At 59.9% G+C, this 26,172-nt stretch carries 28 protein-coding genes and 2 pseudogenes; 16 read left to right on the top strand and 14 right to left on the bottom strand.

The features are described from left to right. Nucleotides 1-47: 47 nt before the first annotated feature. On the bottom strand, nucleotides 48-434 hold the full coding sequence (locus PMI27_RS26235) for a DUF2946 domain-containing protein (RefSeq protein WP_033053015.1): 387 nt from the start codon (nucleotides 432-434) through the stop codon (nucleotides 48-50). 95 nt (nucleotides 435-529) lie between these two features. On the opposite strand from PMI27_RS26235, the gene PMI27_RS26230 reads away from it, so the two are divergent. Beyond that, on the top strand, nucleotides 530-967 hold the full coding sequence (locus tag PMI27_RS26230) for a DUF3995 domain-containing protein (protein WP_008151689.1): 438 nt from the start codon (nucleotides 530-532) through the stop codon (nucleotides 965-967). A gap of 153 nt (nucleotides 968-1,120) precedes the next feature. Here PMI27_RS26230 and PMI27_RS26225 read toward each other — a convergent pair whose 3' ends face one another. The 7 genes from PMI27_RS26225 to PMI27_RS26195 form a co-directional block, all read right to left on the bottom strand. Continuing rightward, nucleotides 1,121-1,483, bottom strand: a complete 363-nt coding sequence (locus PMI27_RS26225; RefSeq protein WP_008151691.1) for a Na+/H+ antiporter subunit G — start codon at nucleotides 1,481-1,483, stop codon at nucleotides 1,121-1,123. Beyond that, nucleotides 1,480-1,758, bottom strand: a complete 279-nt coding sequence (locus PMI27_RS26220; protein ID WP_008151692.1) for a K+/H+ antiporter subunit F — start codon at nucleotides 1,756-1,758, stop codon at nucleotides 1,480-1,482. Before PMI27_RS26220 ends, PMI27_RS26225 begins: the two co-directional genes overlap by 4 nt. Continuing rightward, the gene (locus PMI27_RS26215; RefSeq protein WP_008151694.1) at nucleotides 1,755-2,243 is read right to left on the bottom strand and encodes a Na+/H+ antiporter subunit E; all 489 of its coding nucleotides are present in this window, start codon (nucleotides 2,241-2,243) and stop codon (nucleotides 1,755-1,757) included. Before PMI27_RS26215 ends, PMI27_RS26220 begins: the two co-directional genes overlap by 4 nt. Further along, a complete protein-coding gene (locus tag PMI27_RS26210) occupies nucleotides 2,240-3,922 on the bottom strand; it encodes a monovalent cation/H+ antiporter subunit D (protein WP_008151696.1) in 1,683 nt (560 codons plus the stop codon). The genes PMI27_RS26215 and PMI27_RS26210 overlap by 4 nt, the downstream gene beginning before the upstream one ends. After that, nucleotides 3,919-4,263 (bottom strand): Na+/H+ antiporter subunit C, encoded by a 345-nt coding sequence (locus tag PMI27_RS26205; RefSeq protein ID WP_007935994.1) that lies wholly within the window; start codon nucleotides 4,261-4,263, stop codon nucleotides 3,919-3,921. Before PMI27_RS26205 ends, PMI27_RS26210 begins: the two co-directional genes overlap by 4 nt. Beyond that, a complete protein-coding gene (locus PMI27_RS26200; protein ID WP_008151699.1) occupies nucleotides 4,263-7,181 on the bottom strand; it encodes a monovalent cation/H+ antiporter subunit A in 2,919 nt (972 codons plus the stop codon). Before PMI27_RS26200 ends, PMI27_RS26205 begins: the two co-directional genes overlap by 1 nt. A gap of 245 nt (nucleotides 7,182-7,426) precedes the next feature. Next, nucleotides 7,427-8,452, bottom strand: coding sequence for a DMT family transporter (locus tag PMI27_RS26195; RefSeq protein ID WP_033053017.1), 1,026 nt, complete (start codon nucleotides 8,450-8,452; stop codon nucleotides 7,427-7,429). On the opposite strand from PMI27_RS26195, the gene PMI27_RS26190 reads away from it, so the two are divergent. The 10 genes and pseudogenes from PMI27_RS26190 (at nucleotide 8,447) to PMI27_RS26155 (ending at nucleotide 16,433) form a co-directional block, all read left to right on the top strand. Then, nucleotides 8,447-9,010: a helix-turn-helix domain-containing protein gene (locus PMI27_RS26190; protein ID WP_033053018.1), complete on the top strand. Its 564-nt coding sequence runs from the start codon at nucleotides 8,447-8,449 to the stop codon at nucleotides 9,008-9,010. The two genes, PMI27_RS26195 and PMI27_RS26190, sit on opposite strands and share 6 nt — an antisense overlap. Nucleotides 9,011-9,173: 163 nt before the next feature. Continuing rightward, the gene (locus PMI27_RS26185) at nucleotides 9,174-9,497 is read left to right on the top strand and encodes a hypothetical protein (protein WP_008151705.1); all 324 of its coding nucleotides are present in this window, start codon (nucleotides 9,174-9,176) and stop codon (nucleotides 9,495-9,497) included. A 291-nt stretch (nucleotides 9,498-9,788) separates the two neighbouring features. Then, nucleotides 9,789-9,914, top strand: a pseudogene (locus PMI27_RS31990) (SfnB family sulfur acquisition oxidoreductase); the annotation flags it as partial. Next, a pseudogene (locus PMI27_RS30155) lies at nucleotides 9,910-10,113 on the top strand (cupin domain-containing protein); the annotation flags it as partial. The pseudogenes PMI27_RS31990 and PMI27_RS30155, both read left to right, overlap by 5 nt. A gap of 130 nt (nucleotides 10,114-10,243) precedes the next feature. Beyond that, the gene (locus PMI27_RS31020; protein WP_150113494.1) at nucleotides 10,244-10,579 is read left to right on the top strand and encodes a hypothetical protein; all 336 of its coding nucleotides are present in this window, start codon (nucleotides 10,244-10,246) and stop codon (nucleotides 10,577-10,579) included. Between the two features lie 167 nt (nucleotides 10,580-10,746). Then, nucleotides 10,747-11,940 (top strand): SfnB family sulfur acquisition oxidoreductase, encoded by a 1,194-nt coding sequence (locus PMI27_RS26175; RefSeq protein WP_008151710.1) that lies wholly within the window; start codon nucleotides 10,747-10,749, stop codon nucleotides 11,938-11,940. Nucleotides 11,941-11,950: 10 nt separating this feature from the next. Next, the gene (locus PMI27_RS26170; RefSeq protein ID WP_008151712.1) at nucleotides 11,951-12,388 is read left to right on the top strand and encodes a hypothetical protein; all 438 of its coding nucleotides are present in this window, start codon (nucleotides 11,951-11,953) and stop codon (nucleotides 12,386-12,388) included. Further along, nucleotides 12,388-13,791 carry an LLM class flavin-dependent oxidoreductase gene (locus PMI27_RS26165; RefSeq protein WP_008151714.1) on the top strand — a complete coding sequence of 468 codons (1,404 nt, stop codon included), beginning with the start codon at nucleotides 12,388-12,390 and terminating at the stop codon, nucleotides 13,789-13,791. The genes PMI27_RS26170 and PMI27_RS26165 overlap by 1 nt, the downstream gene beginning before the upstream one ends. Nucleotides 13,792-13,983: 192 nt before the next feature. Beyond that, nucleotides 13,984-14,889, top strand: coding sequence for an AMP-binding protein (locus PMI27_RS26160; RefSeq protein WP_008151716.1), 906 nt, complete (start codon nucleotides 13,984-13,986; stop codon nucleotides 14,887-14,889). A gap of 104 nt (nucleotides 14,890-14,993) precedes the next feature. Continuing rightward, nucleotides 14,994-16,433: an FAD/NAD(P)-binding protein gene (locus PMI27_RS26155; RefSeq protein WP_008151717.1), complete on the top strand. Its 1,440-nt coding sequence runs from the start codon at nucleotides 14,994-14,996 to the stop codon at nucleotides 16,431-16,433. 90 nt (nucleotides 16,434-16,523) lie between these two features. Here PMI27_RS26155 and PMI27_RS26150 read toward each other — a convergent pair whose 3' ends face one another. The 4 genes from PMI27_RS26150 to PMI27_RS26135 all read right to left on the bottom strand — a co-directional run bounded on the left by PMI27_RS26150 (nucleotide 16,524) and on the right by PMI27_RS26135 (nucleotide 19,116). Beyond that, on the bottom strand, nucleotides 16,524-16,748 hold the full coding sequence (locus PMI27_RS26150; protein WP_008151718.1) for a hypothetical protein: 225 nt from the start codon (nucleotides 16,746-16,748) through the stop codon (nucleotides 16,524-16,526). A gap of 107 nt (nucleotides 16,749-16,855) precedes the next feature. After that, complete coding sequence (locus PMI27_RS26145; RefSeq protein WP_008151720.1) at nucleotides 16,856-17,587, bottom strand: substrate-binding periplasmic protein; 732 nt, start codon at nucleotides 17,585-17,587, stop codon at nucleotides 16,856-16,858. Nucleotides 17,588-17,875: 288 nt separating this feature from the next. After that, nucleotides 17,876-18,178: a hypothetical protein gene (locus PMI27_RS26140; protein WP_008151722.1), complete on the bottom strand. Its 303-nt coding sequence runs from the start codon at nucleotides 18,176-18,178 to the stop codon at nucleotides 17,876-17,878. 197 nt (nucleotides 18,179-18,375) lie between these two features. Beyond that, the gene (locus PMI27_RS26135; protein WP_008151724.1) at nucleotides 18,376-19,116 is read right to left on the bottom strand and encodes a response regulator; all 741 of its coding nucleotides are present in this window, start codon (nucleotides 19,114-19,116) and stop codon (nucleotides 18,376-18,378) included. A 184-nt stretch (nucleotides 19,117-19,300) separates the two neighbouring features. On the opposite strand from PMI27_RS26135, the gene PMI27_RS26130 reads away from it, so the two are divergent. Then, nucleotides 19,301-19,564 (top strand): DUF2790 domain-containing protein, encoded by a 264-nt coding sequence (locus tag PMI27_RS26130; protein ID WP_008151725.1) that lies wholly within the window; start codon nucleotides 19,301-19,303, stop codon nucleotides 19,562-19,564. Nucleotides 19,565-19,681: 117 nt separating this feature from the next. Continuing rightward, nucleotides 19,682-20,743 (top strand): alpha/beta fold hydrolase, encoded by a 1,062-nt coding sequence (locus tag PMI27_RS26125; protein WP_008151727.1) that lies wholly within the window; start codon nucleotides 19,682-19,684, stop codon nucleotides 20,741-20,743. A gap of 116 nt (nucleotides 20,744-20,859) precedes the next feature. On the opposite strand, the gene ppnN is transcribed toward PMI27_RS26125, so the two are convergent. Next, complete coding sequence (gene ppnN / locus PMI27_RS26120) at nucleotides 20,860-22,233, bottom strand: nucleotide 5'-monophosphate nucleosidase PpnN (protein WP_008151729.1); 1,374 nt, start codon at nucleotides 22,231-22,233, stop codon at nucleotides 20,860-20,862. Nucleotides 22,234-22,444: 211 nt separating this feature from the next. On the opposite strand from ppnN, the gene PMI27_RS26115 reads away from it, so the two are divergent. Continuing rightward, nucleotides 22,445-22,972, top strand: a complete 528-nt coding sequence (locus tag PMI27_RS26115; protein WP_008151730.1) for a DUF3087 domain-containing protein — start codon at nucleotides 22,445-22,447, stop codon at nucleotides 22,970-22,972. Nucleotides 22,973-23,038: 66 nt separating this feature from the next. Here PMI27_RS26115 and PMI27_RS26110 read toward each other — a convergent pair whose 3' ends face one another. Then, a complete protein-coding gene (locus PMI27_RS26110; RefSeq protein ID WP_008151732.1) occupies nucleotides 23,039-24,028 on the bottom strand; it encodes a LysR family transcriptional regulator in 990 nt (329 codons plus the stop codon). An 85-nt stretch (nucleotides 24,029-24,113) separates the two neighbouring features. Here PMI27_RS26110 and PMI27_RS26105 point away from each other — a divergent pair, with 85 nt between their 5' ends. After that, the gene (locus PMI27_RS26105) at nucleotides 24,114-25,283 is read left to right on the top strand and encodes a M20 aminoacylase family protein (protein ID WP_008151734.1); all 1,170 of its coding nucleotides are present in this window, start codon (nucleotides 24,114-24,116) and stop codon (nucleotides 25,281-25,283) included. A gap of 39 nt (nucleotides 25,284-25,322) precedes the next feature. Continuing rightward, nucleotides 25,323-26,111, top strand: coding sequence for an ABC transporter substrate-binding protein (locus tag PMI27_RS26100; RefSeq protein ID WP_008151736.1), 789 nt, complete (start codon nucleotides 25,323-25,325; stop codon nucleotides 26,109-26,111). Nucleotides 26,112-26,172: the final 61 nt, after the last annotated feature.

Raw genomic sequence — 26,172 nt, forward strand, 5'->3', positions numbered from 1 at the left:
AACGCCACGCGTTGGCGAGGTGGGCTGATCAGAAAAGGCGAAGAAGTTCAGGCGACAGGCGGAGCGCGAGGATTGGCCGAAGGCCAGGTGAAGCGGGCAGGGCGGTCAACATTGGCGACGACGGCCAAGGGCGGACTGTGTTGCTGCGGGAGGATCGCCAGGGTCAGGCTGGAGTTGAGCGCCGGGCCCATGCCGCCGGTGGAGCACAACGGGCAGCCGAAGGCCTTGGACAGCGTCGGCAGTTTGTCTTCAGAGGTGTTCGACGAGGCGGGCAGCTGGCTGGCCGGATCGACGGTACAGAACTGGCCGCCGATGCCGTTGAGCTGCATCCCGACCATTTGCCCGTGACCGATACTGCAGGCGAACACGTTGAACAGGACGCAGCAATAAAGCATCCAGGCCATCAATGTACGATCAGTTCGGGCAAGTTTCATGGGGCGGCACTTTATCATCGCCGATGACGAATACCCTTACAAAATCGTGCAAGTAAGTTCATCCTGCTGCGACATTTCACGCTGGAAGTCCGAACATGAGCCTATTGATCGCGCAATGGATGGCTACCATCTTCCTGTTGATCAGCCTGATCCACCTGTACTGGGCGGCAGGTGGCAAGTTGGGTAGCGAGGCGGCGGTCCCGCGAATATCGGCAGAGGGCGGCACGGAATCCAGGCCGGCCTTCAAGCCTTCAGGCTTTGCCACGTTGCTGGTGGCGGTCGGGTTGCTGCTGATTGCGATGCTGGTGTGCTTGCGGGTCGGGCTGTATCTGCCGACGGTACATCACTGGTCGCTGCAATGGGTGATCAGCGCGATTGCGATGCTGATGTTCGCCAGGGCGATCGGCGATTCGCATTTGATAGGGTTTTTCAAGCAGGTGAAGGATTCGAAGTTTGCCCGGCTCGACACCTGGGCGTATTCGCCGTTGTGTGTGGTGTTGGGGGCGGGGTTATTGGCAGTTGCCTGGATCTGAGTTGCTGCTAAAAGCATCGCGGGCAAGTCGGGTCGCCGCACCGCTTGCTCCTACAGGATTTGTGTTGAATCACACGTTTGTGAACGACACAAATCCTGTAGGAGCAAGGCTTGCCCGCGATGAGGCCCTACCAATCAACACAAAAACTCAAACTTAACTCCCGATCTCCGTGCGCCGACTACTCACCTCAGCCGGCACATCATCCCCCGCCATACGCTTGCGAAACAGCGCCGCCCGCGCCAGCAGCAACGTGGTCACCGGCACAGTTATCGACAACAGAATCGGAATCAGCCAGGCATGCAGCACCGGCCCGGACTTGAGTGCCGAAAAGTAAATGATCGAGGCCAGCGCCACGCACCAGGCGCCCAAGGTCGACGCCAGTGCCGGCGGGTGCATGCGCTGGAAGTAGTCCTTCATCCGCAACAGGCCAACCGCGCCGATCAGCGCAAACAGGCTGCTGAGCACCAGCAGGATCGCCACCGGGATTTCAACCCACAGAGACAGTTCAGCGCTCATTCGATCACCTCGCCACGCAGCAGGAATTTCGCCAGGGCAAACGAGCCGACGAAGCCGAACAACGCAATCAACAGCGCCGCCTCGAAGTAAGTGTCACTGGCATAACGAATGCCCAGCGCCAGCATCATCAGCATCGCGATGATGTACAGGTAATCCAGCGCCAGAACCCGGTCCTGGGCCGAGGGCCCCTTGAACAGCCGGATCAGGGTCAGAATCATCGCCAGGGAAAAGATGAACAGGCTCAGCAGGATTGCGTTCGACAGCAAGGCGCTCATTCGAAGATCTCCATCAAGGGGCGCTCGTAGGTCGTCTTGAAGTGCTGGATGAACAGCGCTTCGTCATCCAGATCGAAGACGTGCAGCAACAAAATGCTGCGGTCCAGCGCCAGTTCCGACCAGACTGTTCCGGGGACCACTGTGCAGATCATCGACAGCGCGGCCAGGCCGTTGGCGTCACGCAGGTCCAGCGGCACCTTGATGAAGCGCGAACGCGGTGGACGGCGACCGGCGTTGAGCACGCCCCAGGCCACGGCGAGGTTGGACACCACCACATCGCGACCGACCAGAAAGAACAAACGCACAATCACCCCCGGCCGACGAATGCGGATCGGCAGCGGTCGCAGCTTGCGCATCATCAACGGCGCGCAGAACCCCAGCACCGCGCCCAGCAGCAGATTGCCGGGGCTCATCGACAGGTTCAGCACCAGCCATAGCAACCACAGGGCCAGCGACAACCAGGGAGCAGGAAACAGTCGCTTCATGGTGTGACCTCCGCTACCGCGGCTTTGGCTTCCGGGCTTGGAATCGCACGGGTACCGAGCACCGCCATCACGTATTGCTGCGGGTTGTTCAAGGCTTGGGCGGCCGCCTGGGTGTAGCGCAGCAGCGGTTCAGCCTTGAAGGTCAGCGCAATGCTCAAACCCAGCAGCGCGATGATCGGCACGCATTCGAAACGTCGCAGCAACGGCGACGGCCGCTCCTCGGGCGTCCAGAAACGCTGGATGCCCAAGCGCGAAAACGCGATCAACGACGCCAGCCCGGAGAGGATCAGCAACGCGAGCAAGCCCCACGCCGCGTTCGAAACCGGCTCATTGCTGCCATTGCCAAGGCCCAACGGATTGAGCAGGGCGCTGAGCAAGCCGAGTTTGCCAATGAATCCCGAGAGCGGCGGCATGCCGATGATCAGCAGCGAGCAGGCAATGAAGCTCAACCCGAGGAACGCCATGGTCCAGGGAATCACCTGGCCGACCACGGCTTTCTGCTCGTCATCGAGGTTGATGCCTTTGGGCGGCTGCAAGGATTCCATCGGTCGCGGCAGATCGCCGTCATCGAACAACGGCATTTCATTGGCCGAACGCGAACGCTCGATCAACTCGGCCAACAGGAACAACGCGCTCAACGCCAGGGTCGAGCTGACCAGATAGAACAGCGCCGCGCCGATCAGGTTGGGTTGGGCGAAACCGATGGCCGACAGCAGAATCCCGGCGGACACCAGAATGCTCAGGCTGGCCAGGCGCTCCAGACGTTGTGCGGCGAGAATCGCCACGGCGGCGCAGACGATAGTCGCCATGCCGCCGTAGATCAGCCAGTCGCCGCCAAAGTACGCCGAGGCGCCGGCCTGACCAGAGAACAGCAAGGTCCACAAACGCAGCAAGGTATAGACGCCGACCTTGGTCATGATCGCGAACATCGCCGCCACCGGTGCGCTCGCCGCGGAATAGGCCGGCACCAGCCAGAAGTTCAGCGGCCACATCCCGGCCTTGGCCAGGAACGCCACGGCCAGAATCCCTGCGCCGGCATGCAGCAGGCCGCGATCGGCTTCCGGCACCAGCGGAATTTTCAGCGCCAGATCGGCCATGTTCAGGGTGCCGGTGACGCCGTAGATCAACGCCGCGCCGATCAAAAACAGCGACGAGGCCAGCAGGTTGATCGAGATGTAATGCAGCCCCGACGACACCCGCGACCGACCCGAACCGTGGAGCATCAGGCCATAAGAGGCCGCCAGCAGCACTTCAAAAAACACAAACAGGTTGAACAGGTCCGCCGTCAGGAATGCGCCGTACAGGCCCATCATCTGAATCTGGAACAGCGCGTGGAAACTCGAACCAGCGCCGTCCCAGCGGGCCATGGCGAACAGCAGGGCGCTGACGCCGATGATCCCGGTCAACACCAGCATCAGCGCCGACAGACGATCGACCACCAGCACGATACCGAACGGCACCTGCCAGTTGCCCGGCAGGTACACGCCGATGGAGCCGGGGACGCCCGTTTCCTGAGTCCATTGCAGCAACAGCACGGCAATGCCCAACCCCACAAGGCTGGAAAACAGGTTGATCTTGGCCTTCAGCGGACGGTGTTTCTCGCCCAGCATCAGCATCATGGCGGCGGTCAGCAGCGGCAGCAGAATCGGTGCAGCGATCAAATGCGGCATCAGATTCATTCTTTAGGCTCCCGGCCATCCACATGGTCGGTACCGGTCAGGCCCCGGGAAGCCAGCAGCACCACCAGAAACAACGCGGTCATGGCGAAGCTGATCACGATGGCGGTCAATACCAGCGCTTGCGGCAGCGGGTCGGTGTAGTGCAACAGGTCCTGCGGCACGCCGTCCTTGATGTTCGGTTCCTTGCCGATGAACAGGCTGCCCATGCTGAAGATGAACAGGTTGACACCATAAGACAGCAGGCACAGGCCCATCACCACCTGAAACGTCCGTGGCCGCAGGATCAGCCAGACCCCGGACGCGGCCAGCACGCCGATGGCGATTGCGATGACTTCTTCCATCAGACGGTTCCTTGCGTGGCGACGGATCGAGGCAGGGCAGCGGTCTTGTGACCCCGTACCGATTGGTGAGCGAGGGCGGTGAGAATCAACAGAGTCGAACCGACCACCACGGCGTACACGCCAATGTCGAAGAACAGCGCACTGGCGATGTGAATGTCACCGAACACCGGCAGTCCGAAATGCCAGGTGTGGGTGGTCAGGAACGGATAACCGACGGCCATCGCCCCGAGCCCGGTGACCGTGGCAAACAACAGGCCGGTGCCCATCCAGCGCAACGGTCGCAGGCTCATTTGCGCTTCGACCCACTGGGTGCCGGCGACCATGTATTGCAGGATGAACGCCACCGACATCACCAGACCTGCGACAAAACCGCCGCCCGGTTGATTGTGGCCGCGCATGAACAGGTAGACCGATACCACGAACGCGATCGGCAGCAGCAGGCGCACCAGCACCGCCGGCACCATCATGAAACCGAGCGCGGTGTCGCTGGCGTGACGCGGGTTGACCAGATCGGTGACCACGTCCGGTGCCAGCAGACGCTGCTGGGCCGGTAACTGCAGGCTTTCTTTTGGCGGGCGGAAGCGTCGCAGCAGGGCAAACACGGTCAGCGCCACGGCCACCAGCACGGTAATTTCACCGAGGGTATCGAAGCCGCGGAAGTCCACCAGCATCACGTTGACCACGTTGCTGCCGCCGCCTTCGGGCAGGGCACGGCTGAGGTAGAACGAGGAAATATCGTTCGGTGTCTGGCGCGTCAGCATCGCGTAGGCCAGCAACGCCATGCCGCCACCGACCACGGTCGACAGCAGCAAGTCGCGGATACGGCGGATGCGCGCCTTGCGCAGGGTGCTCGGCAGCGGCGAGACCTCTTCGATCCGTCGCGGTAGCCAGCGCAGCCCGAGGAGGATCAACACCGTGGTCACCACTTCCACCGCTAATTGCGTCAGCGCCAGGTCCGGCGCCGAGAACCAGACGAAGGTGATGCAGGTCATCAGGCCGCAGACGCTGACCATGGTCAGGGCCGCGAGCCGGTGATACTTGGCCTGCCACGCCGCGCCGAGGGCACAGGCAATCGCCAGCAGCCAGAGGGTCACGAACACGATCGAACCCGGAATCTTCGGCCGGTCGCCCCAGCTCAGGTTGCTGTGGAGCATCGGGATCAACCCGGCCAACACGGCCGCGAGCACCACCAGGAACAATTGGGTTTGCAGGCGCTTGGTGCTGATCCGCCGCTCGAAACGACGGGCCAGGCGCATCATGATCACCAGGCCGCGTTCGAACAGGCGCTTGCCGTTGAACCGGCCAATGATTGGCGGGTACTTGAAACGCCCGTGTTTGAGCTGATTGCGCAGCAGCAGATAAAGCACGATGCCGCAGGACATGGCGATCAGGCTCATGATCATCGGCGCGTTCCAGCCGTGCCAGATCGCCAGGCTGTATTCAGGCAAGGTGCCGCCTACCACCGGCAGGGCAGCCGCGGCCAGCAACGGGCCGACCACCTGCGCCGGGAAAATCCCCACGACCAGGCAGGCGAACACCAACAACTCCACCGGCGCGCGCATCCAGCGTGGCGGCTCGTGTGGGGTGTGTGGCAAGTCGGTGGCGGTCGGGCCGAAGAACACGTCGACGGTAAAGCGCAGCGAGTAGGCGACGCTGAAAGTGCCGGCGATGGTCGCGACGATGGGCAGCGTCATCTCGATCCAGGCCGTGGCATTGATGAACACGGTTTCGGCGAAGAACATCTCTTTGGAGAGGAAGCCGTTGAGCAGCGGCACGCCGGCCATGGAAGCGCTGGCGACCATGGCCAGGGTGGCCGTGAACGGGATCAGCTTGATCAGGCCGCTGAGCTTGCGAATGTCCCGGGTGCCGCTTTCGTGGTCGATGATCCCGGCGGCCATGAACAGCGAAGCCTTGAAGGTCGCATGGTTGAGAATGTGAAACACCGCGGCCACAGCGGCCAGCGGACTGTTCAGGCCCAGCAGCAGGGTGATCAGGCCGAGGTGGCTGATGGTCGAGTAGGCCAGCAGCCCCTTGAGGTCGTTCTGGAACATCGCGCAGTACGCGCCGAGCAACAGGGTGCAGGCACCGGCGCCGCTGACGATGTAGAACCATTCTTCACTGCCGGACAGCGACGGCCACAGTCGTGCAAGCAGAAACACCCCGGCCTTGACCATGGTCGCCGAGTGCAGATAGGCCGAAACCGGTGTCGGCGCCGCCATGGCGTGGGGCAGCCAGAAGTGGAAGGGGAATTGCGCGCTTTTGCTCAGGGCGCCGATGAGGATCAGAGGTAGCAGAATAGGGTAGAGGGCGTGTGCGCGAATCAGATCGCCGGCGGCCAGGACCTTGTCCAGGTCATAGCTGCCGACCACATGGCCGAGCAGCATGACCCCCGCCAGCAGACACAAACCGCCTGCGCCGGTGACCATCAGTGCCATATAAGCACCGCGTCGCGCATCGGCACGGTGGTGCCAGTAACCGATCAACAGGAATGAAAAGAGGCTGGTCAGCTCCCAGAAAAACACGATCTGGATCAGGTTGCCGGAGATCACCAGCCCGAGCATGGCGCCCATGAACGCCAGGAAAAACGCGAAGAACCGCGGCACCGGATCGTCCGGCGACATGTAGTAGCGGGCGTACAACGAAACCAGCGTGCCGATGCCCAGCACCAGCATCGAGAACAGCCAGGCGAAACCGTCCATGCGCAGGACGAAGTTCAGGCCCAGGCTGGGCAACCAGAAAAACTCTTCGCGGATCACGCCGCCATCGGCGATTTGCGGGTACAAGAGGGCGACCTGAACGGTGCCTATCAAGGCAACCAGGCCAGCCAACAAAGATTCGGTGTTACGCGCGTTGTGCGGCAGCAAGGCTGCCAGACAGCTGCCGATAAAAGGCAGAAGCAGTAGAACTATCAGGGACATAGGCTTCTAATCTGCGGAAGTTTGTGAAGCATCATACGTGCCAGCTCCCGGATCACCAAACGCCAAGCTGTCGCAGAATCCTACAAGGTAGACGGAAAAAACCTGATTCACATTGTTTCAAAGTTCTGTATGCCGCAGGTCTGGCCCCTTCGCGAGCAGCCTCGCTCCCACAGGGGAATGCATTCCAAATGTGGGAGCGAGCCTGCTCGCGAAGACGATCTACCAGACGCTACAGATCTTGAAGCTTAACCCTGTGTTTCCCGCTCCAACTCTTCCTCTCTCGCCGCAGCCTTACCCTTGGTCTTCAACTCACTGACAATCACCGCCGCCACAATCAACCCCGCACCCACCAGCGCAATCGCCGGCAACCGCTCCCCGGCAATCCTTCCGACAATCCCGGCCCACACCGGCTCACCGGCATAAATCAGCGTTGCCCGGGTCGGCGAAACGCTCTTCTGCGCCCAGTTCATCGCCACTTGAATCGCCGCACTGGCCGCGCCCAGGCCCAGCGCGCTGCACAACAGCAGCCAGGAGAAGTCCGGAATCCTTTCCTGAGTCGGCACCACCATCAAAAACGCCAGCGCCGAGGTGACCGCCAATTGCACCACCGTCACCCGTCGCACATCGACCTGGCCGGCATAGGTGCTGATCAGAATGATCTCCGCCGCAATCGCCACGGCGCTGATCAGCGTGGCGATTTCACCCGGGCTGAAATTGAACGAAGCACCGGCCGGTCCCGACAGCAACATCAACCCGGTAAACGCCAACATGATCCCGATGCTCGGCATCAAGCCCGGACGCCGCCCCAGCACCAGCCATTGCAGCAACGGCACGAAGGGCACGTACAACGCGGTAATAAACGCCGACTGACTGCTGGGAATGCTCTGCAACCCGACGGTCTGCAAACCATAACCGAGCATGATCGCCACGCCGATAAAGGCCCCGGCCTTCAATTCGAACAAGGTCAGGTCCCGCAGGTGTCGCCAGGAAAACAGCGCAACAATGATCGCCGCCGCGGCAAAACGCAGACCGACGAAGAACATCGGCCCGCTGACGGTCATCGCATGCTGCACCAGCAAGAAGGTCCCGCCCCAGACCATGGTGATCAGCACCAGCACGCACTCGGCCTTGCTGAACCGCGAGAAACGGGAGGAGGTGTGAGGGGTATTCACCGACGTCATGACCTTGCGCGCTACCTGAGGGGGACGCACAATGCGCCGAATGTTGCGCAGTATACTGCCCAACCCCACCAAGTGAGCAATATAGTGCACAAAGATTCTACCCAGCGGGCTTCGGTCCTCCAGCACGTCAGCCAGAACGTTCGACGCTTGCGCCACGCCGCCGACATGAGCCAGGCGACGCTGGCGGAAAAATCCGGGGTCAGCCGTCGGATGTTGGTGGCCATCGAGGCCGGCGAGAAGAATGTCAGCCTGACCACCCTCGACCGCGTGGCCGAAGCGCTCGACGTCGCATTCAGCGACCTGATCCAGGCCCCGGATGCCCGCGACCCGAGTCGCATCAACGAAGTGGCCTGGGCCGGGAAGATTCCTGGCAGCAAAGCCGTTTTACTGTCTAAAGCCACCGCTACCCGCGAGGTGGAGCAATGGGAATGGTGCCTGCAACCGGGGGAAATTTACCCGTCGCAACCGGACGCTGAGGGTTGGAGTGAGCAGATCTACGTGTTCGAAGGCTGCCTGACGCTGATGCTGGGTGATACACCCCATGAGATCGCTGCCGGCGAGTTCTACATGTTTGCCAGCAACCAGCCCCATACCTATCGCAACGATGGGCCGGTGGCGGTGCGGTTTGTGCGAAATGTGGTGATTTGATAGCTGATAACCGTTCATCGGAAATGATGAGCTACCTGTTATTTCTGACAGTAGACGTTAAGCGTCATTGAGCTCTCAATAACGTTCAGCGCTTCAAAACATCAGCTTTGCAGTTTTTTGCTGATAGCGCTTCTTTTGAACGTCTACTAGAAGGAATCAGGAAATGGAATTGGAGCCGCTTCAAATTGAAGAAGCTATCAATGGGGTGATCAAGATGTCGGCGGTCGAAAAAGGGGGGACGGCCATTATTCCTCCTCGGACTGATCCGCAACCTGATGACGAAATTCATATTTGCATTAACGGAAAAGTTGTTGTCACCATTTCTCTCCCGGAACCGGACGATAAAGAGATAAAAGTGGTGGTGCCAACAGTTTTCTTCCTGAACAACTCCGGTCAGGGACCGGTAGCATTTCATTATGTTATCTATACGCGTGGGGGAGTCGAAGACTCATCCAAACCAGTTAATTATGAAATTCACTTGGCTTAGAGGTCGATTTAAGCCTCGCGTCTTTAAGCAGATGGGGGCTAATAAGTTAATTTTGATAGTCGTTCTGATGAGTACTCAGCGTTCCGTAAACCAGAACGCTGAGTATTTCCTTTACAGACTGTTGTTCCAGCAACACGAAAACGACAGTTTGTTGCATATTTTTTATCGGGTAATGCATGTGCTTGCTAATAACCAGTTGAATAATAACGAATAAATACTCTGGCACGACTTGTGAAAAAGGACTCGGGTACTCATCCGAAACCCCGGAGTCGGCCTATCACAGCCTCAACTCAACCCCTCGGCCAGCTCCCGCAGAACCGTCTCGGCGTACTCGACATCCTGCTGCAAACTGCCACCGAAGAGCAGAAGTGTTACTACTTCGACAAAGTCCTGCAGGGCTACTGTTTCGGCAAATCAAACGAAGTGGCCTGGACCGGGAAAATTCCTGGTGTCCGAAGCCACGGCTACCCGAGAGGTGGAGCTGACCCTGATGCTGGGCGACACACCGCAGCACATCGCTGCCGGCGAGTTCTACATGTTCGCCAGCAACCAGCCCCACGCCTATCGCAACGATGGGCCGGTGGCGGCGCGATTTGTGCGAAATGTGGTGATTTGATCGGCGCTGATTTCGCCACTTCAAACACGTATATACCTGTTACTTCTTACAGTAGACGATTGGCCTTGGATCCAGACAATGATGAGTGCGCCGGCGTATGGCGGTCCACTCCTCAACATTGGGTTCATAAATGTCTATTCATCACAAAAAGCCGTCAGCGCTTTTACCTGCACCCGTACTGCCGGTGGCCCGCGGCGACATTGTCTTTCTCGAAGATGTCGTAGCCGGCGCCCAGGTCGATATTGTATTGAACCGGGGTGTCTATCCAGGCACTCCTGTGACCCTCGAATACAGCAATGACAGCACTTCCAAAACATTAACGACCCCACTTACTGGAGGTGGGGCATCATTTGTGATTCCTGCTTGCGCGTTTATTAACAGTATGGGGATGCGGATTCGGTATTGGGTCGACGATCCATTCCAACAAAGCGAAGTGCTCGATTTAGGCGTGTCGATGCGCTTGTGAGGCAGGCCTGGCTGTTGGCAGGGCAACAGTGATTGAACATTTTGCGTTTTTTTTGTGAGTCTGTTTTCGTTGAATAAGCCATAAATAGCTGATTAATAAACCTATTAATAACTGGCACGACTTCTGTAACGGATCTGGGTATTCACCCGGACCCACGGAGTCGGCCCATGACAACTTCACCTATCACCGCCCATGTAATCCGCTCAGACGCCGAAGCCATCGCCGTCGCCCACAAGCTCGCTGCACGCTTTGCCATCGAAGCCAGCGTGCGGGATCGCGAGCGACGCCTGCCGGTCGCCGAACTCGACGAGTTTTCCGCCAGCGGCCTCTGGGGCATCACCGTTCCCAAGGAATACGGCGGCGCCGGTGTTTCCTACGTGACCGTCGCTGAGGTGATCAAGATCATTTCCGCTGCCGACTCATCCCTCGGCCAGATCCCGCAAAACCATCTCGGCGTGCTCGACATCCTGCTGCAAACCGCCACCGAAGAGCAGAAGCGTCACTACTTCGGCAAAGTCCTACAGGGCTACCGTTTCGGCAACGCGTTCTCCGAATCCAAAAGCAAAAATGCCGGGGCCTTCGAAACCCGAATCCGTTTCGATAAAGACACCGCGCAAATTGACGGCGAAAAGTTCTACTGCACCGGCGCTCTGTTCGCGCACATCGTGCCAGCGGTGGCGGTCAATGAAGAGAACAAGGCCTTCATCGCCTTCATCGAGCGCGACACTCCCGGCTTGACCGTCATCGACAGCTGGGACGGTTTCGGCCAGCGCACCACGGCCAGCGGCGGTGTCACCCTGAACGCAGTGAAAGTCCCGCTCAGCGCGGTTATCCCAGCCCATAAAGCGTTCGACGAACCCACGGCCGACGGCCCGATTTCACAAATCATTCAGGCGGCCGTGGACACCGGCATTGCCGTCGGCGCCCTGGAAGAAACCAAACGCTACGCCCGCGAAGCCCGGCCATGGATCGACAGCGGGCAGGATCACGGCTGGCAGGACCCGTTCAGCATCGCCGCGATCGGCGACCTCGAATGGCGGGTTCACGGCACCGAAGCGATCCTCAAAAAGGCCGGCCGTGCAATCGACCACGCCTTGTTCAACCCCAACGAAGAAACGGTGGCCCGCGCTTCGGTGGTGGTCGCCCAGGCCAAAGTGCTGTCCGCCGAGATCGCCTTGCTTGCCAGCAGCAAACTCTTCGAACTGGCCGGTACTCGCTCGGTGCTCGGCAAGTACAACCTCGACCGCCACTGGCGCAACGCCCGGACGCACACCCTGCACGACCCGGCACGCTGGAAATACCACCTGATCGGCAACTACCTGCTCAACGGCGTGAAGCCTGCGCGCCACGCCTGGAACTGAGGAACCCACCATGAACGCTTTGACCCAACCGATTATTGCCGGGCAGCCCCTGGCCAAAAGTCAGCACGACCTGCACAACGCTCGCAGCTTGCTCGATGCGACGTTGCGTTTCGTCCGGCAGCAGGCTCAAGCCACGAATGATCCGTTCGTCATCAGCCGCTTCGGCGATTTGCACATCCGCATTGAAGTCGCCGCCGCGCTGCTTGAACGCGCCGAAGACGTTCTGAACAGCGTTGATGACGACACGGAAATCAGCGTCGCCATCGCCGAGTCGCACCTGGCCAGTGCGGACGCTTTAAATGCCGTCAGCAACGCCGAATTCGAACTCACCGGCCAACGCACCGCGTTGCCCGGATCACTGGATGATCCGCTGCGCTGGAAACTCCACCTCATCGGCAACTTCCGCCTCAACGGCATCCATCCCCCCAGCGTTCGGAGTGTCGTTTGATGGGCCGTGAAATTCGTCTCAACGCGTTTGACATGAACTGCGTCGGTCACCAGTCGCCGGGTTTGTGGGCGCATCCGCGAGATCGCTCCTGGCAATACAAGGATCTGGAGTACTGGACCGATCTGGCGAAAATCCTCGAGCGCGGCAAGTTCGACGGTTTGTTTATTGCCGATGTGCTGGGCATCTACGACGTTTACAACGGCAATGGCGACGCGGCGATCCGTCAGGCGGCGCAGGTGCCGGTCAACGATCCACTGCAATTGATTCCGCCCATGGCGCTGGTCACCGAGCATCTGGGGTTCGGCCTGACGGCCTCGCTGTCGTTCGAACACCCGTATCCATTCGCCCGACGCCTGTCGACGCTCGACCATCTGACCAAGGGCCGTGCCGGGTGGAACATCGTCACCTCTTATCTGGAAAGCGGTGCGAAGAACCTCGGCCAGAAAAACCAGACCGAACACGACGCCCGTTACGACTTCGCCGAAGAGTACCTGGAGGTTTGCTACAAACTCTGGGAAGGCAGTTGGGAAGAGGGCGCCATCCTGCGCGATCGCGAGCGGCGGATCTTCAGCGACCCGAGCAAAATCCACGAGATCCGGCACGTCGGTAAACACTTCCAGGTGCCGGGTATTCACCTCTGTGAACCTTCGCCGCAACGTACGCCGGTTCTCTATCAGGCTGGCGCATCCAGTCGCGGCAAGCAGTTTGCCGCCGAGCATGCCGAGTGTGTGTTCGTTGCTGCACCGTCGAAAGTGCTGCTGAAGAAAACCGTTGCCGACATCCGTCGTCGGGCTGCCGAAGCGGGACGCGATCCGTCGAAGATCCTGATCTTCAACCTGCAAACCGTGATCCTTGGCGAGACCGATGCCAAAGGCAAAGCCAAGTTCGAGGAATACAAAACCTGGGTCAGTTACGAGGGGGCAATGGCGCTGATTTCGGGCTGGACCGGGATTGATTTCAGTCAGTTCAAACCCGATGAGCCGCTCAAGCATGTGCACACCAACGCCATTCAATCGGCGGTGGAAGCGTTCTCCACGGCGGACCCGAACAAGGTCTGGACCCCCAACGAATTGGCTGACTGGGTGGGCATCGGCGGTTTTGGTCCGTTGTTTGTCGGCAGTCCCGAGACCGTCGCCGACTTGTTGCAGGAGTGGGTCGAGGAAACCGATGTGGACGGCTTTAACCTGGCCTATGCATTGACTCACGAAACCTTCATCGACGCCGTGGAATTGCTGGTGCCGGAGTTGCAGAAGCGTGGGGTCTACAAAACCGAATACGCGCCGGGGACCTTGCGCGAGAAGCTGTTTGGGGAAGGGCCGCGCTTGCCGGAGATTCATCCGGGTGCGGGTTATCGAGACCTGGCGGCGTTGCGGCAGCAAGAGAAAAAAGTGGCGTCCGCATAGAAGACTCAAACACCACATACATCCCCTGTGGGAGCGAGCCTGCTCGCGAAGAGGCCGGCACATTCAACATTGATGCTGACTGATCCACCGCTTTCGCGAGCAGGCTCGCTCCCACAGGGGACGGTGGTGTTTTACAGATCTCAGCCCAGCGGACCACCGCACGCTTTTGCCCATGAACAGGAGGTCAATCCCATGAGCGTGCACGAACTCAAACGTCCGCCAATCGCGGACACCGCCGAGTGGCGGGTTGATCTGCCCCGAGCCCTGGAGCAATTGCGCCACTGGGCTCAGGTCAGCCCCTTGCAACCGGCCTTGCGGCACAAGCGCCATGGCCGGTGGTTCGTCTGGCGCTGGATCGATGTCTTGCGCGATGTCGAGCGTTTGGCCGACGGTTTGAGTCAACAAGGATTCACAAAAGAATCGCGTCTAGCGTTGAGCGGCGCCTTCGAGCCTGATCTATTGCTGCTGGCCCTGGCATCGCAACACATCGGCGGTGAACTGCTGACCTTGCCGGATGACCTCGCTCCCGTATCACTGCACGAAAACCTGTGGCGCAGCCGTCCCACTCACGCGTTCGTCCAGGACCGACAGACCGCACAACTCTGGCTCAACGAAGGCCAGACGCTGCTGAACTTCGCTGATCTGCTCGGCCCGGTTGAACCCCCACAACGCCTGAACCGCTGGGCACAAAGCAAGCCATTGTGGAGCGAAGAGGGCACCCAATGGCAGGCCGGCCTCAACGTTTTGCTCGAGCATTGGTTGACCCGCGGCCAATCACTGGCCTTCCCGGAAAGCCCCGGCAGTGCCAGCCGCGACCGTCGTGAAGTGGCACCTTCGGGATTGCTGTTATCGGCCGAGCGCCTGCAATTGCTGGCCGCCGAAATCGACAGCCGTCTCGCCCCCCAAGGCACCTGGCGGCGACACCTCTGCGACTGGTCCATCGCCCACCCGGAAAAAGGCCTGCGACGGCTGATCAAAAACCGCGTTCGCCGACTGCTGGGCTTTCAGAACCTGAGTTTCATCTGGCAAGCCACGCGCGCCCCCGACGCGCAACCTGCGCCTGCCTGGTTATTCGAATTCAAACGGGACATCGCATGATTTCTCTGTCCTACTTTGGTATTGCTTGATGAACCTTCCATGGGTTTGGCGCCTATTATCGTCCAGGAGATTTTCGAGATGAAACATTGATCAGTGAGAACGCCATGACTGAAACCCAAAGCGGGCAGACCACCGAGGCCATCCGCCACGCGGACATCCTGATCGTCGGCGGCGGCCTCAGCGGCGCAATGCTGGCGGCGCAGTTGCTGCGCCTGCCGGGCAAGCGCCAGGTGCTGGTGATCGAACCCCGCGCTGAACTGGGACGGGGCGAGGCGTACAGCGCGGTCGAACTGGGCCATACGCTCAACGGCAATGCGGCGCGGATGAGCGTCGACCCGGACAACGCCGACGACCTGACCCAATGGCTGACCGAATACATCGCGGCTGGCGGCTGGCCGGAGTCTGACGAGCAACATGTGCCGGTCAGCGAATTGTTCCCGCCCCGGGGGATTTTCGGCCTGTACGTGCAGCAGCGTCTGGCCGAAGCGCAAGCGGTGGGGGCGTTGAACAGGTCAACGGTCGAGCATGTGCGGGCCGAGGTGGTTGACCTGCAGACCCGGGACGATTCTGTGTTGCTGACGTTAAGCGACGGGCAACACTTGCAGGGCGCTTATGCGGTGTTGGCCACGGGGATGTTTCCCGCTGCGCGTACGCCACAGACCGAGTCCAGCGGCTTGAACGCGGCGGCGCTTGATCCGTGGGATGTCACCGCCATGCAACAACTTGATCCGCAGTCGACCGTGCTGATCATCGGTTCAGGCCTGACCATGGTCGATGCCGTGGTGTCGCTGGAACAGGCCGGGCATCGCGGGCCGATCGAAGTGTTTTCCCGACATGGCTTGCTGCCTCACGTGCGTCGTCAGCCACCGGCCTGGGTGGACTTTCTCGCCGAGGATCAGAGCATTCGCACGCCACGACAGTTGGTGCACGAACTGCGTCGGCATTGCCGGGACGCCATCGCTCAAGGCATCGACTGGCAGGCGCCGCTCGACACCGTGCGGGTGCACATTGGCCGCTTGTGGAATCAGGCGACGGACGTGCAGCGTCGACAGTTCGTGCGGCATGTGCGGCCGTGGTGGGAAAGCCATCACCATCGCTCGCCGCCGTTGAGTGCCGAGCTGGTGGAGCGATTGCACAAGGAAGGGCGGTTGCGGATTCAGGCCGCGTCGTTCAAAGGGCTGGAGCCTTCAGCGGACGGAGAAGTGAGTATCCGCATTCGGCGTCGGGGTGAAGCAGAAACCAGTGTTGTCAGCGGCGCGGCATTGATCAATTCCAGCGGCATCGAATACGACTGGCGGCGAGTGGCTCGACCGCTGCCACAGCAACTGCTGGCACGCGGACTTGTCCGACCGGGGCCGTTGGCACTGGGGATTGCGGCGGCAGTCGATGGCGCGGTGTTGGGCGCCGATGAACACATCGCCAACCGTCTGTTCGCCATGGGCCCACCGCTACGTGGCATGTGGTGGGAAAGCACCGCAGTGACCGACGTCGCGAGCCAGGCCAAGGCGCTCGCCATTCGCCTGACAACAACACCGTTTCTGTAGCAGCTGCTACGGACATCGGTGATCTGCTATTACGAAGAAACCCCGGGGAGATCGGATCTCCCCGGGGTTTGTTGTTTCAAACGGCGTTGCTCAATAACGCTGATACTTCGAACCGAACTCAGGGCGGTTTTCAGCGACGTAGAGTGTGCTTGCCTGGCTGTTTTTGTGATCAACGCCGACCGTGTTCACATTCAGTGTGGCCGGTTGGCTGACTTTGGTCGCTGCAACGACTGGCGAGGTGGCGTGTGGGGCGGCGATGGCGGAGGTAGCGCCAAGAACCGAAAGGGCGAAACCCAGACCGATGATGCTTTTCATGATGATGCTCCAGAGAGTGGGGAGAAGATGGGGCCACTGTAGTGCTGGAGCATCGCGATAAAAAAACACCCTGACGCATAGTTGTTATCGAGAGCGTTGATCCATTGTCAGCGGGGTGTGTTGTCGCTGAGCCAGCGCTGCTTGAGTTGTTCCAGACGCCCATCGCGGTTCATCTCGTCGAGTGCCTGTTGCCAGCGCGCGACCTGGCGCGCATCGGTCTGCGGGGAAAACGCGATGTAGGTGCCTTGCTTCATCAGCGGCATCTGATAGTGCAACTGGCTGGGCGCCAAGCCCTCTTCCCGGGCGAGGGTGGCGATGGAGAGGGTGTCGGCCACCACAAACTCGATGCGGCCCAGACGTGCCAGACGCATCATTTGTTCGGGCGTTTCCACACCGTACAGATTGTTCAGACCCTGCTTGCGCAAGTAGTCGTAAGCCAGCCATTTTCGCGGGACGGCGATACGGCCCTGGGTGCTGGCGTCCTGCAAACTGCGCACCGGTTGCTGGGTGTTCGCGGAATAAAGCGCCGTCTCCACGTCCATCAGCGGACCGACCCACTGGTACAAGCCATTGCGCTCGGCGGTGCGCAACACGGTAAACACCCCGGTGGCAGGCTCGGTCGTGGCGACGCGCAGGGCGCGCAGCAAAGGGACTTGTTGCAAGTGCACCTGGTCGCCGGTGCGTTCGGCCAGTGCCTGCACCACGTCCACGCCAAACCCCACCAGTTGATTGCCTTGCTGAAAATGCAGGGGCGGATGGTTGTCGGTGAGCAGGTTCAGATCCGCCGCGACCGCCGTAAAGGTCAGGAAAGACAACAGGCAACCGGCAATGCGCTTCATGAATCTTCCTTGATGAAATGAAGCGCAAATCTTAGTACGGGCGTGCTGTAAATGTCCCGAGGAATTGTCGGACTATTGCGTCAGATCTCAGGACTTGTGGGCGTCATGCAAGGGTGGATAGGCAGGCTTTGTAACTGACAGAACACAGTCAAAAATGTGGGAGCGAGCCTGCTCCGGGCGGCGTTCCGACGATGGCGGTGTGTCATTCAACAATAATGCCGACTGACACTCCCTCATCGCGAGCAGGCTCGCTCCCACATTTGATTTCTGCCGCTGTGTAGAGCTCGATCAATACCGCTGATATTTCGAGCCGAACTCGGCGCGGTTTTCCGCGACAACCACACCACCGCGCAGAGCATTGCTCGGGCTGACCGATGCCACACGTTCGCGCAGTTCTTGTAGACGGTCGGCACCGCCTTCGGCCACGCGATTCTCGATCAGACGATCGGAGCCGCCTTCCACCAGCAGTTGTTGAACCTGGCCAGGGGACGCAGCATGGCCGGTGTGGGCCGACGCCAGGCTCGACAGGCCGAGACCACCAACCAGTGCCAGACCGAGTGCCAGGGACGAGACTTTCGAGAAGTTGATCATGGGTAATTCTCCGTGCGTTTAGTTTGAGTGGGTCGGTAGCGGCTGCTATCCGGTGATCACAGTTAAACGCTCGGGTGTATCGGTGATGTGTGCTCCAACAAGCCGAAATCGGTGTCTGCGTATCTGTCGCGGGTTCTTATACAGACGGATACAAAACCCTATGTAAAAGTCTCCTCAGGTTCTGCTGGTGGAGCGCTTCATGATTCTGCGCCAAGCAATTCCACCGGGTAGGAGAACACATAGCCTTCGCTGCGCACGGTTTTGATGTAGGTCGAGTCCCGTGAGTCATCCATCAATCGCTGGCGCAGGCGGCTCACCAGCAAATCAATCGAGCGGTCGAACAGGTCGGCGTCGCGACCCTGGGTCAGGTTGAGCAACTGGTCACGGCTGAGCACCCGTTGCGGGTGATCGAGGAATACCCGCAGCAGACGGTATTCGGCGCCACTGAGGGCCACCATCGTGCCGTCTTCGTCGAGCAAGTGCCGGGCGGTGGTGTCCAGGCGCCAGCGGCCGAAGCCCAGCAGCCGGCCAGTTTCGGTGATCAGCAGGTTGGGCGGCAGCATCCGCGTACGGCGCAACACGGCGTTGATCCGCGCCAGCAGTTCGCGGGCAGCGAAGGGTTTGGTCAGGTAGTCGTCGGCGCCCATTTCCAGGCCGAGTATGCGATCGGTTTCGTCGTTGCGTGCGGTGAGCATCAGGATCGGCGTGGCTTTGTGTTTGCCCGAGCGCAATTCGCGGCACAGCAACAGGCCGTCATCGCCGGGCATCATGATGTCCAGCACGATCAGGTCCACCTGATTGGCTTCGAGAAAGCTGCGCATCTGCCGGCCATCGGCAACCACCGTGGTGCGCAGGCCGTTCTTTTTCAGGTAATTGCCGACCAGCTCGCGAATCTCCCGGTCGTCGTCGACGATCAGGATGTGGTTCACGTGTTCCATCGCTCAAGCCTCTTGTTGTTCGCTTTGTATCGCACTGTATCTGGCGCCCGTTGTGACACCTTACGCCTTAATACGACCGGTTCTACGACACATGGCAGATACCTCGGGCCGATTAAATGGGTTCCACCGAGACAAGACGACTTGCCTCACAACCACTGCCCATTGCAACCCTGAGGAAATCACCATGAACTGGAACACACTGATTGCCGCCAGCTTCTTCGCGGTCCTGAACGTTGCAGCGTTTTCGGCTCATGCCGATGTTCAAGCGCCGTCGCAGACAACTTCTCACGGCACCCACCTGGATATCAAGAAAGTGGTTTCCGTCGTCGACAACGGCGGCGGCAATTGCGGCATTGTCGATGCCCGCCTGACCTATCTCGATTCCAGCGGCACGCAGAAAGTCCTCGATTACAGCAAATTCGCAGAGTGCGGCAATCAGGGCAGCTGATCTTTCCACTACGCTGATCGCTGTCAAAACCGATGAACGCGCAGTCTGCTGATCAACCCGCGATGGCTGACTCACGACGTCCAGAACACCAGGTCAATGACTTCCAGGTAAATCACCATGAAGATGAATGTGTTGAGCAAAAAAAACGACTCACGTCGTCGTTTCTTTGGCCCATCGGTCCTCGCTTTCGCGCTGATGCAGTTAGGTGCCTTTGGTGCTGCCAATGCGCAAACCGCGACGCCAGAGCCAGTGGTGGCCAGCGCTGGCACCCTCAAGGCGGACTCCTTCGGCCCTCTTAAGCATGTCAACGCCGGGTTGCTGAACGTGGCCTACGCCGAAGTCGGCCCCGCCGATGGTCCGGTGGTGATTCTTCTGCACGGCTGGCCCTACGACATTCATAGCTATAGCGAAGTGGCGCCCTTGTTGGCGGCCAAGGGTTACCGGGTGCTGATCCCGTATGCACGGGGCTACGGCGACACGCATTTCCTGTCCGACAAGACGGTTCGCAACGGCCAGCCTGCCGCGTTGGCCAGTGACGTCATCGACTTTATGGATGCGCTCAAGATCAAGAAGGCGGTGCTCGGTGGCTACGACTGGGGCGCGCGCTCGGCGGACATCGTTTCGGCGCTCTGGCCGGAGCGGGTGGAGGCGCTGGTCTCGGTGAGCGGCTACCTCATCGGCAATCAGGCCGCCGGCAAGAATCCGTTGCCGCCCAAGGCCGAGCTGCAATGGTGGTACCAGTTCTACTTCGCGACCGAACGCGGCCAGGCCGGTTACGAAAAAAATCGTCACGACTTCGCCAGGTTGATCTGGGAGCTGGCCTCCCCGAAATGGACGTTCGACGACGCGACTTTCGACCGCAGCGCGGTGGCCCTGGACAACCCCGACCATGTGGCTATTACGATCTTCAATTATCGCTGGCGGTTGGGCATGATTCAGGGCGAACCTCAATACGAAGCGCTGGAGCAGCGGCTGGCCAAGGCCCCGGTCATTACGGTGCCGACCATCACCATGGAAGGTGATGCCAACGGGGCGCCACATCCGGCTGCCGAGGATTATGCCAAGCGTTTCACCGGTAAATATGAGTACCGACTCATCAACGGCGGCATCGGCCACAACTTGCCGCAGGAAGATCCGCAGGCTTTTGCCAAGGCGATCATTGATGCGGATCACCTATAAACCACTGTGGGAGCGAGCCTGCTCGCGAATGGCGGAGTGTCAGTCAACATTATGGTTGAATGACACACAGCTATCGCGAGCAGGCTCGCTCCCACAGGGTTGTTTGATGGTGCCTGTTACGCAACCACTTGATAACACGGCACATACGCCGCGCCACCTGGCAGTTTCATCCGGTGTTGGGCGACGAAGGCCTTTAGCAGTTGATCCAGCGGTTGCATCACCGCCGCGTCGCCACGGATCTGGTACGGCCCGTGTTCTTCGATCAGGCGGATGCCCTTGTCCTTGACGTTGCCGGCGACGATGCCGGAGAACGCGCGGCGCAGGTTGGCGGCCAGTTCGTGGGCCGGCAGGTTGCGGCTCAGTTTCAGGTTGGCCATGTTTTCGTGGGTTGGATCGAACGGGCGCTGGAAGCCTTCGTCGATCTTCAGCAGCCAGTTGAAATGGAACGCGTCATTGCGCTCGCGGCGGAACTGTTTGACCGCTTTCAGACCTTGAGTCATTTGACGCGCGACTTCAGCCGGGTCGTCGATGATGATCTCGTAGTGTTGCTTCGCAGCTTCACCCAGGGTGGCACCGACAAACGCATCCAGTTGCTCCAGATACGGCGCGGCATGTTTCGGTCCGGTGAGGACCACGGGGAAGGGCAGGCCTGCGTTGTCCGGGTGCATCAGGATGCCGAGCAAGTACAGGAACTCTTCGGCCGTGCCGGCGCCGCCCGGGAAAATGATGATGCCGTGGCCGACGCGGACGAAGGCTTCCAGACGTTTTTCGATGTCCGGCAGGATCACCAGTTCGTTGACGATCGGGTTGGGCGCTTCGGCGGCGATGATGCCCGGCTCGGTCAGGCCGAGGTAGCGGCCGCCGTGGATACGCTGTTTGGCGTGGGCGATGGTCGCGCCTTTCATCGGGCCTTTCATCACGCCAGGACCGCAACCGGTGCAGATGTCGAGGCTGCGCAGGCCCAGTTCGTGGCCGACTTTCTTGGTGTATTTGTATTCTTCGGTGTTGATCGAGTGGCCGCCCCAGCACACCACGATCTTCGGTTCGACACCGGGGCGCAGGGTGCGGGCGTTGCGCAGCAGGTGGAATACGTAGTCGCTGATGCCCTGGGAGGTGCTCAGGTCGATGCGCTGGGCGTCGAGTTCGTTTTCGGTGTAGACGATGTCGCGCAGGGCGCTGAAGAGCATTTCCCGGGTGCTGGCGATCATTTCCCCATCGACGAAGGCGTCGGCCGGGGCGTTCAGCAGTTCCAGGCGTACGCCACGGTCCTGCTGGTGAATGCGGATTTCGAAGTCCTTGTAGGCTTCGAGGATGGTTTTGGCGTTATCGACATGGGCGCCGGTATTGAGGATGGCCAGGGCGCACTGGCGGAACAAGGTGTAGGTGCTGCCGGATCCGGCTTCGCTCAGTTGCTGTACTTCACGTTGAGAAAGGGTTTCCAGGCTGCCTTTTGGGCTGACCGAGGCATTGATTACTTGTCGTTGGGTCATTCAATGATCCTTAAAACGATGCCATTCATACAGGCAAATGGCATCCGAATAGTATGTATCCATGAAAGAAGATGGCACGAACTGCGCTGTATCGCCATTTCCCCGTTTGACGATGAAAAGATGAAAAGGAGCCTCAGCATAGCTAAATCCCCTGCAGAGGCGATAATGCCCCGCAGCCTTTTTACCCATGCCCTGAAGGAACCCCGTCGCGATGTTCGAAATCCAGCCGCAGAACCCCGAACGCTATCGAAGCCAGACGCGACGCAGCACGATAATCATAGCCTTGATTTTCCTGGCCCTGGCGATGGTGTTGTCCACCACGGCGGTGGCGCTGTTCGGCGAACCCGGTGGCGACAATCTGCGATTTAACGTCGGCGGCGTGTTTGTGTCGGTGCTGCTGATGGCAGCGCTGATGCGCGGCACATTCTGGACCCAGCCATGGATGGCCCCGGCGGTTTACGGCTGGCGGCTCAAGCGCAGCCTGATGAGCATCACCAACGTCATGCATCAGGTGACGGCGGCGGTGGAGAAGGAGGATCCGACGGCCATGAAGCTACTGCGTTTCTACCATCTGGGGTTGAGCCAGATGCACGAGCTGGACGGCAACTCCAGTGATCACAGTCAATTGACCCGCGAGATGGATCAGCACAAGGCGCAGATGGAAGCGCTGGGCATCGAGACTGATCAGATGCAATTGAATCCGGCATGGCTTGAGGCCGTGAAGCAGGCTTCGAAGTAAAAAACATTGGTGCGGGCGAAATCCGCACCCACGTTTTGGGCGTGGAAGACGGCGAGTTGCCCCTTCTTAGACCCGCAGGCGCAGGGTTTCAAACAGTTCCCGGTCTTCCTTTTTGGCCGAGCGGGCATGGCGTCGAATGACCTGCAACAGGCAGTCGGTAAAGCACTGCGCTGCATTGCTCAGGGAGCCATTGCGGCGGGTCACGATACTCAGCTGCCGGGGTTCGAACTGCTCGGCCAGTTGCAGGGCAACCACCCGGCCGAGGAAGGGCGGGGCGACGCTCACGATGGACGGGCCCCAGGTACACATGTCGGCCCGCTCGACCATCATTTGCAGGATGGCCAGCGAATGGGCCCGAACGATTCGGTTCTCATCGATCTGCGCACCGTGCTTCCAGAACAGCGCCTGCATCAGCCCGTCGTGTCCGTCCGGCGCGTAGTTCAGCGTCCAGTTCTGCTCCAGCAACTCATGGATTGACCGAGCGTCCTGCCGGACATGACCCTGGCGGACCAGCACCGACGTCTGGTAATCGAGCAAGGTTTCGCAGGCAAACTCCTGGGTCGATTGCGCCGGGTGCAACTGACCAATGGCAAAATCCATGCTGCCATCACGCAACAACGGCTGGGCTACGGCCATCAGGCTTTCGTACAGCTCCAGGCGGATTTCCGGCATGCGCTCGCGAAACGCCAGCACCACCTCGGGCAAGAAGGTCAGGGCGATCCAGGGCGTAACCCCGACACACAGGCGCCCTTGGGCCTTGCCACGCATGTGATCGAGCTCGGTTTGTGCATGTTCGAGTTGCTTGATCACCAGCCGGGCGTGGGTCAGCAATACTTTGCCGTATTCCGTGAAGTTCAGGCCGCTGGGGGTTCGAGTGAACAGCGGCAACTGCTGACTGGTTTCCAGTTCGCGCAGCGCTTTGGTCACGGCGGCCTGGGAGATGTCCAGCGAACGCGCGGCGGCGCGGATGCTGCCGGTTTCGGCGCTGGCAATCAGTGCTTGTAATTGATGGAGTTTCATCTGCTCACCCTGGTGACAACTCATGGTTGTCATCATAACCAAACTGGGCCTCCCCAGCCCAGAGCCCGTTCCCTAAGATCCGACTCAGCAACCGCTCAGGTCTTATCGAAGGAATACAACAATGATCGCCGACCCAGTCTTGCCGGGTATTGCAGCCATCCAAGAAGAAATGATCGCGTTGCGCCACAGCATTCACGCGCACCCCGAGTTGGGTTTTGAAGAATTCGCCACCAGCGAGCGGGTTGCAGAATGTTTGACGCAGTGGGGGTTTGAGGTCAGCACTGGCGTGGGCAAGACCGGCGTCGTCGCCACCCTGAAAAATGGCGAGGGGCGGTCCATCGGTTTGCGCGCCGACATGGATGCACTGCCGATTCAGGAAACCACCGGTTTGCCTTACGCCAGCCGAATCGACGGCGTCATGCATGCCTGCGGCCACGACGGCCATACGGCAACACTGCTCGCAGCCGCTAAACACCTGGCGCAGACCCGGGCGTTCAACGGCACGGTGAATCTGATTTTTCAACCGGCCGAAGAAGGCCTGGGCGGTGCCCGGAAAATGCTCGAGGACGGCCTGCTCGAACGGTTCCCGTGTGATGCGATCTTCGCTATGCACAACGTACCGGGTTATCCCGTCGGGCATCTGGGGTTCTACAGTGGTCCGTTCATGGCGTCTGCCGATACGGTGAACATCAAAATCATCGGCAATGGCGGCCATGGCGCGGTGCCGCACAAGGCGGTCGACCCGGTGCTGGTCTGCTCCTCGATCGTGATCGCCCTGCAAAGCATCGTCTCGCGCAACGTCAATCCGCAGGAAATGGCGATCATCACGGTGGGCTCCCTGCATGCCGGAAGCGCTTCGAACGTGATTCCGTCCAGCGCCGAGATGAGCCTGAGCGTGCGTGCCCTGACCCCCGAGATTCGCCACTTGCTCGAAGTCAGGATTACCGAATTGGTCAACGGTCAGGCGGCCAGTTTCGGCGCCCGGGCCCACATCGATTATCAGCATTGTCATCCGGTGTTGATTAACCATCCCGAGCACACCGCGTTTGCCCGTGAAGTCGCTCGCGACTGGCTGGGAGAAGGGCAACTGATCGACGACCTGCGGCCCTTCACCGCGAGTGAGGACTTTGCCTTTGTCTTGGAAAAATGCCCCGGCAGTTACCTGGTGATCGGCAACGGCGAGGGCGATAGCGGGTGTCTGCTGCACAACCCCGGCTATGACTTCAATGATGCCTGCCTGCCGATCGGTGCGAGCTACTGGGTCAAGTTGGTCGAGCGTTTTCTGGGTTGAGTCGCCGTATTTTCGTTGGGCCTGAGAGGAACAAAAATAATGAACAAGATGATTGCGGCTGTTTCACTGGTGTTGTTGACGGCCTCTGGTCTGGCCGGCGCGGCCGACTGGTCCGGCAAAGTCCTGAAACTGGGGGTCGACCCCACGTATCCACCGCTGGAATACAAGAACCAGGATGGCACGCTGACCGGTTTCGGGGTCGACATCGCTGAAGCACTGTGTGCTGAACTGAAGGCCCGTTGCATTTGGGTTGAAAGCAGCTGGGACGGCATGATCCCGGCGCTGCTGGCGCGCAAGTTCGATGCGGTGGCGTCGTCGATGACCGTGACGCCCAAGCGCCTGGAACAGATTGCGTTCACCGACAAAGTCTCCAATGCGCCGGCCCGGTTGGTCGTCAAGCGTGGATCGGGCCTGCTGCCCACCCTCGAATCGCTCAAGGGCAAACGCATTGGCGTGGAGCAGGGTTCGACTCAGGAGGCGTTTGCCAAAGCCGTCTGGGGTAAGAAAGGCATCGACGTGCTCTCCTATCAAAATCAGGACCAGGTGTATGCGGACCTGGTGGTGGGCCGACTCGATGCCTCGTTGCAAGGGGCCATTCAAGCCAGTTACGGCTTCCTCAATACCGCGCAGGGCAAGGACTATGAATTTGCCGGCGCCACCCTGGATGACCCAGCCTTTTTCGGCGTCGGTGACGGCATCGGTTTGCGCAAGAGCGATGTCGAGTTACGCGAAGACTTGAACAAAGCCCTGGCAACGATTCTCGCCAATGGCACTTACGCGCGGATCAATAAAAAGTACTTCGATTTCGACGTCTACGGCGCGAAGTAACGCCCCTTCGACCATTGAAACAGAGCGGTCGCCTGGCCGCTCCATCGCAGCATCCCCCTTC

This window comes from Pseudomonas sp. GM41(2012) (genome assembly GCF_000282315.2).
In the GTDB taxonomy this organism is placed as follows: Bacteria; Pseudomonadota; Gammaproteobacteria; order Pseudomonadales; family Pseudomonadaceae; genus Aquipseudomonas.